Here is an 11,965-nt window from a genome sequence, read left to right as displayed (position 1 = left end):
CCTTATACTAAATTATATATAAACTATGAAATTCAACGCTTGTAAAAATATATATGCTTCAACAAAAATATATATTTTCTCATGTTAAAACTAAAGAACACACCTTTAAAAATTGGTGTGTTTTTATATGCTACCTAAAAACTAGTTGCTACATGTAACGACTTTCAAAGGAGGATTATCAATTTTTATGAGCATAAAGCCGAATAATAAATTCTTTTCCAAGAAAACAATGATAATTATACCAATATTATTATTGTGCGCTTTTGCTTTTCATTATTTCTTTTTAACATCTAATCAAGCCTTTTCTGGTACAGGGGATGCGTTACGTCAATTTGGCTTTTTTACGTTTCTTCTACAACATGCCTTTAAAGATGGCAACCTTTTTTGGTCTTTTGATTATGGATTAGGTGGAGATTTATTTGGAGAGTTTAGTTATTATTACAGCACATCACCGTTTTTCTGGATTACACTGTTACTACCTAAACTAAGTCTTGAGCAAGTGTATGACGTGAAATTATACATGAGTATTTTAAAAAACTTTTTAGCTATGGTATTCATGTATGGTTCTTTACGTTACCATAATAAAACAGCATTCTCATCTTTTGTTGCTGCTATTATATATGGTGGCTGTATTACTTTCATCCGCCACTCTTTACTATGGGATTTCATGGCTGATGCCATTGTATTTTTACCATTAGTAATATGGGGACTTGATAAATATATTATTGAAAAGAAGCACGGCCTTTTCCTAATCGCTGCTACTTTAATGTTAGCATCAAACTTTTATTTTGCTTTTATCACAAGTATTTTCATATTTATTTATGCATTATTCCAATACTTTGCGACACAACAAAATAAAACGATTGTCTCTTTTCTAACTTATTATATTAGAATCGGTTTATTGTACGGATTATCACTCGGTTTAGCCGCCGTTTGCTTCCTCCCATCAGTTAATGCCGTATTTAGCGCTGATCGACTATCAAAAAAGTTTGAGATACCATTATTATTTGAAGATAAATTTTATAAAGATTTAATGGAAAATATTTTCTTCATGTATAATGCTGAAAATCATCAATTAGCTTTACCAGCTTTAATTTTATTCTTAATCGTATTTGGAATGTTTATACGTGATAAACTCGTTAAGAATAAAGTATTCTTTACGTTATTCATGTTCATTCTGTTTATGCTTCCATATACATATTCTATGTTTAATGGTTTTTCAGCAATGCAATCTAGATGGTTTTATTTATTTGTATTTGTAATTGCCCAAACAATTGCATACATTCTAGATTGGATGATTATTCATAAGAAAGACTACAAATTACCTTATTTAATAAGTTTATTAGTGTCTATTGGATTATTCATTTATGCATTTTATAGAAAGGCAAATATAAATGTAACTGATAAACCTTTACAAGACGTTGATAACATTTTACTCGGAACTGTCGTTCTTTCTGTTATTACAGTATGTTTATGGCGTTATATTTCTAAACCTTTCATACAATTTTTAGTTGTATTGAACGTACTCGTTAGCACAATTTCTATGAATTATATGTATGCGAATAATATACTTAGCACAGTTTACGGACAGAGCCAGATTTCAACTGAAAAGTTACACGAACCAGGCTATGATAATCAAGAAGAAATTGCTGCAATTCGCTACATACAAGAAAATGATAAAGACTTTTATCGTATTCTTAATCCATATAGCGAATATAACACACCAATGCTACAAGGATATCATGGCGTAAGTACGTATCAAAGCTTGGTTAATTATTATGTCCATGACTTTATGAAAAATAAATATGGCGTATTCCAAATGTACGATACACCTTCAATGTTTTATCAAGCTGATAGTCGACTACTACTCGAAAATATGCTAGGTATAAAATATCGCGTATTAAGTGCTGATACAGATTCAAAGAATGTACCTTATGGATATAAACTATTACAGCAAGTAGGACCATATAATATTTACAAAAATGACTATGCTTTACCGTTAGGATATGTATATGATTCGGCTATAAGTGAAGAAGAATTTTCTAAATTAAACTTCGCTCAGCGTGATCAATTATTATTACATGCTGTTGTCGTTAATAATACAAAAGAATTTTCATTAAACCATTTTAATAAACAAGACCTTAAATCAAAGGCAGTATCTATTAAAACGGAAAAAGCAAAATTCGAAAACATGAAAAAACAAGAAAATAAACTAATTGTTCATGGCTTTGGAAATATGATTGTACCTATCAATTATCCTGATACACCTGGTGATCTGCTGATAGAATTAAAATTAAAAAATGCAGGCACATTCAATGCAACTGTTAATGGAAAAACGATAGGAAAAGGGGACGATGCTGGTGCATACTCTTATCCGTTAGAAAGGTTTGTTTACAATTTGGGCAATGAGCGTCCAGAAAACCTAACTATCTCTATTGATATGGCAGGTGAGTATGAATTAGGTGACTTGCAAGCAAATATTGTAAACTATGAAAGTATACAAAAAGAAACAAAAAAACTAACTGAAAATAGGCTTGAAAATATTTATTATAAGAACAATTATTTAAAAGGGGATATCAAATCAAATAAAGACGGGCTCTTATATCTATCTGTCCCATATAGTAAAGGCTGGACTATAAAAATTGATGGGAAAGAAACAGAATTTACGAAAGCGAATTCTGCCTTTATCGGTGTTCCAATTACAAAAGGTTCACATGTAATCGAAATGACTTACGTTACACCTTACTTCAAATTAGGTATGACTATATCAATCATCTCACTAATTATCTGTATAGCTTTACTAATTTTCAAAAATCCAAAAGCACGACGAAAATTTTCTTTTAAAAAGCAATAATGAGCACTTAATGAATCATGAAGCTATCTATTTAGATAGCTTCCTAAAATAATATCTAAATATTATTTTAATCCACTACAAACAAGGAGTGTCAAACATGACCCTTTCAATAGTTGTACCATGCTACAATGAAGAAAAGGTGCTTCGAGCCTTTTATTCAGAGACTTCCCTTGAAATTCATAAATTAACTACCGATTATGAATTTGTTTTTGTTAATGATGGTAGTAAAGATGATACTTTAAATATTTTACGTGATTTAGCTAGTGCAGATTCATCGGTACACTACATATCATTTAGTCGAAACTTCGGAAAAGAAGCTGCAATGTTAGCTGGTTTAAAATATGCTACAGGCGATGCAATTGTTATTATGGATGCTGACTTACAACACCCTCCTACGTTAATAAAAGAACTGTTAGAAGGATATAACGACGGCTACGACCAAGTCATTGCAAAAAGAACAAGAACTGGTGATTCACCCGTTCGCTCTTTCGTCTCTCGTCTTTACTATAAAGTGATGAATAAATTTGTAGATATTGAATTAGTAGACGGTATTGGTGACTTTAGACTTTTAAGTCGAAGAGCAGTAGATTCTTTATTATCTTTAAGTGAATACAACCGATTTTCAAAGGGCTTATTTTCTTGGATCGGTTATAACGAATTAATCATTGAATATGAAAATGTATTACGTTCTGATGGAGAGAGTAAATGGACCTTCTCGAAATTATTAAATTATGGAATTGATGGTGTAATTTCATTCAATAATAAACCGTTACGTCTATCTATATATCTTGGATTACTAACAACCATTTTAGGACTTTTATACGTAATCACTACGTTCGTTCAAATCATCCTCGGTGGTGTGGAAGTTCCTGGTTACTTTACTCTCATTTCCGCTATACTATTTATTGGCGGTATTCAACTCATATTCCTAGGTGTTATTGGTGAATATATCGGTCGTATTTATTATGAAACAAAACGTAGACCGCATTTTATTGTAGCTGAAAAGAAAGTTAGTGAAGTTAAACAAAAGGCATAACCAAAAAGTTACTTCTGTAGGAGAAGTAACTTTTTTATATACTAACATTTACAAACACTTCTTTTGAAAAAATATACATTTTGAAATGATAGCATTATATGAAAGAATTTAGTATCATGATTCAAGGTACTATTTCAAGTTGGACGGAGGATACTATGAGCTTATTAACAGTTGAAAAATTAGGACATACATTTGGCGATCGTACATTATTTAAAGATGTATCTATGCGATTATTAGCAGGTGAGCACGTTGGATTAGTTGGTGCAAACGGTGTTGGTAAATCAACATTCATGAATATCATTACTGGTCAGCTTATTCATGACCAAGGTCGCGTAGAATGGACACCGGGCACACATTACGGCTACTTAGATCAGCATACTGTTTTAACACCTGGGCGTACAATCCGTGACGTACTAGCGGATGCATTTTTACCGTTATTCGAAAAGGAAAAAGCTTTAAATGAAGTTACAGAAAAAATGGGAACTGCTACACCAGAAGAACTAGAAGAACTTCTTGAGCAAATGGCAGAAATACAAGATGCACTTGAAGCAGGTGGTTTCTACTTACTAGATATGAAAATTGAAGAGGCTGCACGTGGTCTTGGAATTGATGCAATTGGTTTAGATCGTGATGTTTCAGCATTAAGTGGTGGACAACGTACAAAGGTATTGCTTGCAAAGCTATTACTTGAACAGCCAGAAGTGTTATTGCTTGATGAACCTACTAACTATTTAGACGTTGAACATATTCATTGGTTAACAAATTATTTGAAAGAATATCCACATGCATTCTTATTAATTTCTCATGATACGGAATTTATGAACAAATGTGTTGATGTTATTTTCCATCTAGAATTCACAAAAATGACACGCTATACAGCGACATATGAAAAATTCCTAGAACTAGCAGAAATCAATAAAAATCAACATATAAACGCTTATGAAAAACAGCGCGAGTTTATCAAAAAGCAAGAAGACTTCATTGCAAAGAACAAAGCTCGTTATTCAACGACAGGTCGTGCAAAGAGTCGTCAAAAACAACTTGATCGCATGGAGCTTATTGATCGTCCGGAAACAGCAATTAAACCGGAATTCTCATTTAAAGAAAGTCGTGCAAGTAGTCGCTTCGTCTTTGAAGGTGAAAATGTAGAAATCGGATATACACATCCGCTACTACCAAAGCTATCAATGACGATTGAACGTGGTGAAAAAATTGCTATTGTTGGATGTAACGGTGTTGGTAAATCAACGTTGCTAAAAACAATCTTAGGTAAAATTAAACCTTTAAGCGGTAAAACAAGTCTTGGTGACTTCTTAGAGCCTGCATACTTTGAACAAGAAGTTAAAGCTGATAATATAACACCAATTGATGATGTATGGAATACATTCCCTGGCCTAGACCAGCATCAAATTCGTGCGATGTTAGCAAAATGCGGATTAAAAAATGAACATATTTCTCGCCCATTAAGCCAATTAAGTGGTGGAGAACAAGCAAAAGTTCGTTTATGTAAGCTAATGGGTGAGGAAAGTAACTGGCTATTATTTGATGAGCCGACAAACCATCTTGATGTTACAGCAAAAGCGGAACTTAAGAAGGCTATGAAAGCATATAAAGGAACAATTCTCCTTGTATGTCACGAACCGGACTTCTATGAAGATTGGATCACAAAAGTTTGGGATGTTGAAGAATGGTCTCAAAATAGTAAGTAGTCTTTAAGAAAAAACTCCTTGTGTAGACAAGGAGTTTTTTACTTATTTTTATTAAGAATTTTTTATATTATAGTATCCTATAAGGCGTAATCGAAATTCTTTTAATTCCGGATACGCCTCTAAATTTGCTAACATACCTCTAATTACCGGAATTCTTGGATTAAGCAATCGTATTTCCGCCTCTAAAACATCTAATGTAACCAACAGCTCATCATCCTCTAATTGATCAGCTAAAGTGCGCTTAAATACAATAATCTCTTTTAAAAAATGTTCTTTAACTTGTTCCTTAATAAGCTCTGATTTACAAAGGAATTCTCCAAGCTTTTCTTCATGTAAAATAGGTTCTTCCGAAGATTCTACTAAGCCATCTACTAAATTATCTACTCTTTTTAAAATAAAAGCAGCTACATACGATAAATCAATTTCTGGTGCTTGTAAAATAATTAATTCTAAATACCCACGGCATATGCCTTCTACCATAATTACTAAATCCAATAAATATGGCATAACCTTTTCACCATAAATGGACAATAAACTATTCCGATAAAATGCATGAGACTCTAACTTCATCCGCATCATAAATTCTTCTACTTCTTTATTAAACGGAATCGCATTTTCTCTCGCATGCATAATAATAAATTCTTTATGCTTTTGTATATCATTAAACTGACAATGTAATTGTTTTGCAAATTTTTCACGTGGTAATAAAGACTCTTGTTCAATATCCAGCATTTTCTTTTGGATTTTGTCATAATAATATCGAAGTGTCGCTAATAAAAGCTCATCTTTCGATTTAAAATATAAGTAAAAAGCTCCCTTAGATATACCACTAGCTGTCACAATTTCCTGCACTGATGTCGCATTTACACCCTTAGTAGCAAATAACTTCATAGCCGATTCTATAATTAAACGCTCTTTTTCTTTCATATCTTCTCTCCTAAATTTAATCTCGCATCTTATTATAAATGTATTATACCATCTCTTTTTATTGACGATTGACCGAACGGTCAGTTATATTATGTATTAGACTGACCAGTTGGTCAATATAATAAAAAGGGAGCGCAAACATGAACAAAATCATCAATTTCTCGTTAAAAAATAAGTTCGCAGTTTGGCTACTAACCATTATTGTTACTATTGCGGGGATCTACTCTGGACTCAATATGAAGCTGGAAACAATCCCTGATATTACAACACCGATTGTGACAGTAACTACGGTCTATCCTGGTGCTACACCAGAAGAAGTAGCTGATAAAGTTTCAAAGCCGATGGAAGAACAACTACAAAATTTAAGCGGTGTTAACGTTGTGAGTTCATCATCTTTTCAAAACGCATCTTCTATTCAAGTAGAATACGATTTTGATAAAAATATGGAAAAAGCAGAAACAGAAATTAAAGAAGCTCTCACACATGTAAAACTCCCAGAAGGTGTTAAAGATCCTAAAGTTTCACGAGTAAACTTCAATGCCTTTCCAGTTATTTCGTTAAGCGTGGCAAGTAAGAATGAATCTTTAGCTACCTTAACTGAAAATGTAGAAAAAAATGTTGTACCAGGATTAAAAGGACTTGATGGTGTTGCATCTGTTCAAATTGCTGGCCAACAAGTAGATGAAGTACAGCTTGTCTTCAAGAAAGATAAAATGAAAGAACTAGGACTAAGTGAAGATACCGTAAAAAATGTGATTAAGGGATCGGATGTATCTTTACCACTTGGCTTATACACATTTAAAGACACGGAAAAATCAGTTGTTGTAGATGGCAATATTACAACGATTAAAGCGTTAAAAGAACTTAAAATCCCAGCTATACCTTCCTCACCTAACGGTCAAGGTAGTCAAAATGCTGGCGCTGGTGCACAAACGCCGCAAATGAATCCAGCTGCTATGAACGGGATTCCAACAGTTACATTAGACGAAATTGCTGACATTAAAGAAGTTGGGAAAGCAGAATCTATTTCTCGAACAAATGGAAAAGAAGCAATTGGAATTCAAATTGTGAAGGCCTCTGATGCAAATACAGTTGATGTTGTAAATGCAGTAAAAGATAAAGTAAAAGATCTTGAGAAAAAATATAAAGATTTAGAGATCATTTCAACATTCGACCAAGGTGCACCTATTGAAAAATCAGTTGAAACAATGCTGAGCAAAGCAATTTTCGGTGCTATCTTTGCGATTGTTATTATTATGCTGTTCCTACGAAATATTCGAACAACGTTAATTTCTGTCGTTTCAATACCACTTTCTTTATTAATTGCTGTTTTAGTCATAAAGCAAATGGATATTACGCTTAACATTATGACACTTGGAGCAATGACCGTTGCTATAGGCCGCGTTGTCGATGACTCAATTGTTGTTATTGAAAATATTTACCGACGTATGTCGTTATCAGAAGAGAAATTACGTGGAAAAGATTTAATTCGTGAAGCTACGAAAGAAATGTTTATCCCGATTATGTCTTCCACCATTGTAACAATTGCTGTATTTTTACCGCTTGGACTAGTAAAAGGTATGATTGGTGAAATGTTCTTACCATTCGCCTTAACTATCGTCTTCGCTTTATTAGCATCATTACTAGTAGCAGTTACAATCGTACCGATGCTAGCTCATTCCTTATTTAAGAAAGAGAGCATGAGGGAAAAAGAAGTACATCATGAAGAAAAACCAAGTAAATTAGCAAATGGGTATAAACGCATACTTGCATGGGCTTTAAATCACAAAATTATTACATCAAGTATCGCTGTCCTTCTATTAGTTGGTAGTCTTGCACTTGTACCAGTTATCGGTGTAAGTTTCTTACCTTCTGAAGAAGAAAAAATGATTATTGCAACATATAATCCTGAACCAGGTCAAACGTTAGAAGACGTTGAAAAAATTGCAACAAAAGCTGAGAAGCACTTCCAAGATAATAAAGACGTCAAAACAATTCAGTTCTCATTAGGTGGAGAGAATCCAATGAGTCCTGGTCAATCAAACCAAGCAATGTTCTTCGTGCAATATGATAACGACACGAAAAACTTTGAAAAAGAGAAAGAACAAGTCGTTAAAGATTTACAGAAGATGTCTGGCAAAGGCGAATGGAAAAACCAAGACTTCGGAGCAAGTGGCGGTAGTAACGAAATTAAACTATACGTTTATGGAGATAGCTCAGAAGACATTAAGCCTGTCGTAAAAGATATTCAAAATATCATGAAGAAAAATAAAGACTTAAAAGATATAGATTCTAGTATTGCAAAAACATATGCAGAGTACACTTTAGTCGCAGATCAAGAAAAGCTGAGTAAAATGGGCTTAACGGCTGCTCAAATTGGAATGGGACTTTCTAATCAACATGATCGCCCTGTTCTGACAACAATTAAAAAAGACGGTAAAGATATCAATGTATATGTAGAAGCTGAAAAACAAAATTATGAAACAATCGATGACTTAACAAATCGCAAAATTACAACACCACTTGGTAATGAAGTAGCTGTGAAAGATGTTATGACTGTAAAAGAAGGTGAAACATCGAATACAGTAACACACCGAGATGGACGTGTTTATGCAGAGGTTAGTGCCAAATTAACATCTGATGACGTTTCAAAAGCATCTGCTGCAGTACAAAAAGAAGTAGATAAAATGGATCTTCCTTCTGGTGTAGATGTTTCTATGGGCGGTGTTACTAAAGATATTCAAGAATCATTCAAGCAACTTGGCCTAGCGATGTTAGCTGCGATTGCCATTGTATACTTCGTTCTTGTCGTTACATTTGGTGGTGCCCTAGCACCATTCGCAATTTTATTCTCGCTACCATTTACAATTATTGGGGCTCTTGTTGCCTTATTAATCTCTGGTGAAACATTAAGTGTATCTGCAATGATTGGTGCGCTTATGTTAATCGGTATCGTTGTAACAAACGCAATCGTGCTTATCGACCGCGTTATTCATAAGGAAAATGAAGGACTATCAACACGTGAAGCTTTATTAGAAGCTGGTGCAACACGCCTTCGTCCAATTTTAATGACTGCAATTGCAACAATCGGTGCTCTTATTCCGCTTGCATTAGGATTTGAAGGTAGTGGCTTAATTTCTAAAGGACTTGGCGTAACGGTAATTGGTGGATTAACAAGTTCAACGTTATTAACACTTCTTATTGTTCCAATCGTTTATGAAGTATTAAGCAAATTTAAAAAGAAAAAAACAAAATAACAAAAAAATAACCTCGCTAACTGCGAGGTTATTTTTTATTTCCAAACAAGATTAGGAAATCGCCATAGCCTTCTTTCTCTAATTCCTCTTTTGGAATAAATCGAAGAGCTGCGGAATTAATACAGTAACGAAGGCCATTTGGTCCTGGACCATCTGGAAATACGTGCCCAAGATGTGAATCTCCTTCTTTACTTCTCACTTCTGTACGTGTCATATTATGACTCACATCCATCTTTTCTTTCACACTTGCTGACATCACTGGTTTTGTAAAACTAGGCCATCCACATCCACTATCAAATTTATCTAGAGAAGTAAACAACGGCTCACCTGAAACGATGTCTACATAAAGACCTTCCTCTTTATGGTTCCAATACTCATTTCGAAATGGTGGTTCTGTACCATTTTCCTGTGTTACATAATACTGCATCTCATTGAGTTTTTCTTTTAAATGAGCATTATCCTTTGGCCAATGTTGCTTAATAAAAGCATCTCGTCCTGAGCCTTTACGATATAACTCATAGCGGAATGTATTTTTCTTATGGTATCCTTGGTGATATTCTTCAGCTGGATAAAATGTAGCTGCTGGTAGTATTTTTGTCGCAATTGGTTTTGAAAAGCGTCCACTCTGCTCAAGCTCTTCTTTTGAGGTCTCTGCTTTTTTATGTTGTTCTTCATTATGATAAAAAATCACCGTTTCATAAGACTGTCCGCGGTCGTGGAATTGTCCACCAATATCGGTCGGATCAATTTGTCTCCAATATATATTTAACAATTCCTCATACGGCATTTTATTTGCATCAAATGTAATTTGTACTGCCTCATAATGTCCCGTCGTTTCTGAACATACTTCTTTATACGTTGGATTCTCTTTATGACCACCTGTATAGCCAGAAACAACCTTTATAATCCCTTCCATCTCTTCAAATGGCGAAACCATACACCAGAAGCACCCTCCAGCAAATGTAGCCAATTCTACCTTTTCATTTACAGCCATTACTTCACCCCTATTCTATGTTCTGCTTACAGTATGGCATAAGAAACATCATATTATAAAAGAAAAAGCACCGAACATCGATGCTTTTTCTTTACTTCACTTTATTTTTTCCAACATCCTTCTCCATTTCATCACTTGTCACGTCTAAAACATCTAATAAGAAGATGAAGATTGGAATACCGATAATTAATCCCCATACACCTAAGAAGTGTTCTGAGAAGATTAATACCATAAATGTATAGAAAATCGGTAAATTTGTTTTTTGCGACATAAACTTCGGGTTTAATACGTAACTTTCAAGCGCATGAATCACTGTTACGATAACCAAAATATAAACAACGTACATGATACCGCCAATATTGTAAGCAATCATACAAAGTGGGAATAACGAAATGATAACCCCTGCTACTGGAATTAAGCCAAGCAAGAAAATCATTAACGCTAAACCTAATAATTGTGGGAATCCTAATATCCATAATGCGATAACTGAAAGAACACAGTTAACAACAGCAATTAAAAATTGCGCTTCGATTACCTTTCCAAATGAACGTGCAAATTTCTTTCCGAAGTACTCAATTTCAGTATAGAAAATTGCAAGCCTGCTTTCTTTAAACTTTGCAGTAAAACCGACAATACGAGATTTTTCTAATAAGAAAAACAAACTCAAAATTAAAGAAAGTAAAACTTGAAGGCCAAATTTACCAACATTCGTAATCGATTTATACAAAATGTCTACGCCTTGTCCTACATATTTAGAAAGCTCCATATGATTGACAGCATTAACTGCATACTTAATTAGTTCACTATCTGGTGGGTTTCTTAAAAATACATTGAATTGGTAAATCAGTTGTGAAATTTGTATCGTCAATACTGGTAAATATTTAAATAGCGTAATAGCAATTCCACCAATTAACATTACATATAGAAACGCTATAATAATTTTTCGATTAATAGGCATGAAATGATCTAATTTGCGTGAAATAAACTTTTGGAATCGATCCATTAAATACGTGAGAATAAACGTAATTAATATTAAATTCAACATACTTTGCAGCCCGTATAACACGAGAGCAAGTATTACTAATACGAGTAACCTCTGGAATCCTTTGCTTTGAAACAGGTTTTTTATTTGCATAATCGACGAATACTCTCTCCTGTCCTATAAACTAAAACGTTAATAAGTAGATT

General features: G+C 33.7%; 7 protein-coding genes and 1 pseudogene. 4 read left to right on the top strand and 4 right to left on the bottom strand.

What is annotated here, in order from left to right:
- Positions 1-187 precede the first annotated feature (187 nt).
- From ACTFRU_RS18000 to ACTFRU_RS17990, 3 genes are all read left to right on the top strand, one after another.
- A complete protein-coding gene (locus ACTFRU_RS18000; RefSeq protein ID WP_016123909.1) occupies positions 188-2,854 on the top strand; it encodes a YfhO family protein in 2,667 nt (888 codons plus the stop codon).
- Positions 2,855-2,951: 97 nt separating this feature from the next.
- Positions 2,952-3,890, top strand: coding sequence for a glycosyltransferase family 2 protein (locus ACTFRU_RS17995; protein WP_000175825.1), 939 nt, complete (start codon positions 2,952-2,954; stop codon positions 3,888-3,890).
- A gap of 155 nt (positions 3,891-4,045) precedes the next feature.
- Positions 4,046-5,599 carry an ABC-F family ATP-binding cassette domain-containing protein gene (locus ACTFRU_RS17990; RefSeq protein ID WP_000055410.1) on the top strand — a complete coding sequence of 518 codons (1,554 nt, stop codon included), beginning with the start codon at positions 4,046-4,048 and terminating at the stop codon, positions 5,597-5,599.
- 51 nt (positions 5,600-5,650) lie between these two features.
- Here ACTFRU_RS17990 and ACTFRU_RS17985 read toward each other — a convergent pair whose 3' ends face one another.
- Positions 5,651-6,526, bottom strand: coding sequence for a TetR/AcrR family transcriptional regulator (locus ACTFRU_RS17985; protein WP_000659648.1), 876 nt, complete (start codon positions 6,524-6,526; stop codon positions 5,651-5,653).
- Between the two features lie 140 nt (positions 6,527-6,666).
- Between ACTFRU_RS17985 and ACTFRU_RS17980 the strand changes: the two genes are divergently transcribed.
- Positions 6,667-9,783: an efflux RND transporter permease subunit gene (locus tag ACTFRU_RS17980; RefSeq protein ID WP_086388871.1), complete on the top strand. Its 3,117-nt coding sequence runs from the start codon at positions 6,667-6,669 to the stop codon at positions 9,781-9,783.
- 28 nt (positions 9,784-9,811) lie between these two features.
- Here the strand turns inward: ACTFRU_RS17980 and msrB are convergent, their stop codons facing one another.
- From msrB to ACTFRU_RS17965, 3 genes and pseudogenes are all read right to left on the bottom strand, one after another.
- Positions 9,812-10,264 carry a peptide-methionine (R)-S-oxide reductase MsrB gene (gene msrB / locus ACTFRU_RS17975; RefSeq protein WP_224201069.1) on the bottom strand — a complete coding sequence of 151 codons (453 nt, stop codon included), beginning with the start codon at positions 10,262-10,264 and terminating at the stop codon, positions 9,812-9,814.
- Between the two features lie 45 nt (positions 10,265-10,309).
- Positions 10,310-10,777, bottom strand: a pseudogene (gene msrA / locus ACTFRU_RS17970) (peptide-methionine (S)-S-oxide reductase MsrA); the annotation flags it as partial.
- Positions 10,778-10,868: 91 nt separating this feature from the next.
- Entirely contained in the window at positions 10,869-11,912 is a 1,044-nt protein-coding gene (locus ACTFRU_RS17965; RefSeq protein ID WP_001166010.1) for an AI-2E family transporter, read from the bottom strand.
- Positions 11,913-11,965: the final 53 nt, after the last annotated feature.

Origin of the sequence: Bacillus cereus group sp. MYBK220-1 (assembly GCF_051916445.1) — a bacterium.
Classification (GTDB): domain Bacteria; phylum Bacillota; class Bacilli; order Bacillales; family Bacillaceae_G; genus Bacillus_A; species Bacillus_A cereus.
This window is presented reverse-complemented; position numbering and strand designations above follow the sequence as displayed.

Bases quoted from the DNA above. Each gene is read 5' to 3' on its own strand.
- ACTFRU_RS18000 (WP_016123909.1), top strand. From the start codon at position 188: ATGAGCATAAAGCCGAATAATAAATTCTTTTCCAAGAAAACAATGATA.
- ACTFRU_RS17995 (WP_000175825.1), top strand. From the start codon at position 2,952: ATGACCCTTTCAATAGTTGTACCATGCTACAATGAAGAAAAGGTGCTT.
- ACTFRU_RS17990 (WP_000055410.1), top strand. From the start codon at position 4,046: ATGAGCTTATTAACAGTTGAAAAATTAGGACATACATTTGGCGATCGT.
- ACTFRU_RS17985 (WP_000659648.1), bottom strand. From the start codon at position 6,526: ATGAAAGAAAAAGAGCGTTTAATTATAGAATCGGCTATGAAGTTATTT.
- ACTFRU_RS17980 (WP_086388871.1), top strand. From the start codon at position 6,667: ATGAACAAAATCATCAATTTCTCGTTAAAAAATAAGTTCGCAGTTTGG.
- ACTFRU_RS17965 (WP_001166010.1), bottom strand. From the start codon at position 11,912: ATGCAAATAAAAAACCTGTTTCAAAGCAAAGGATTCCAGAGGTTACTC.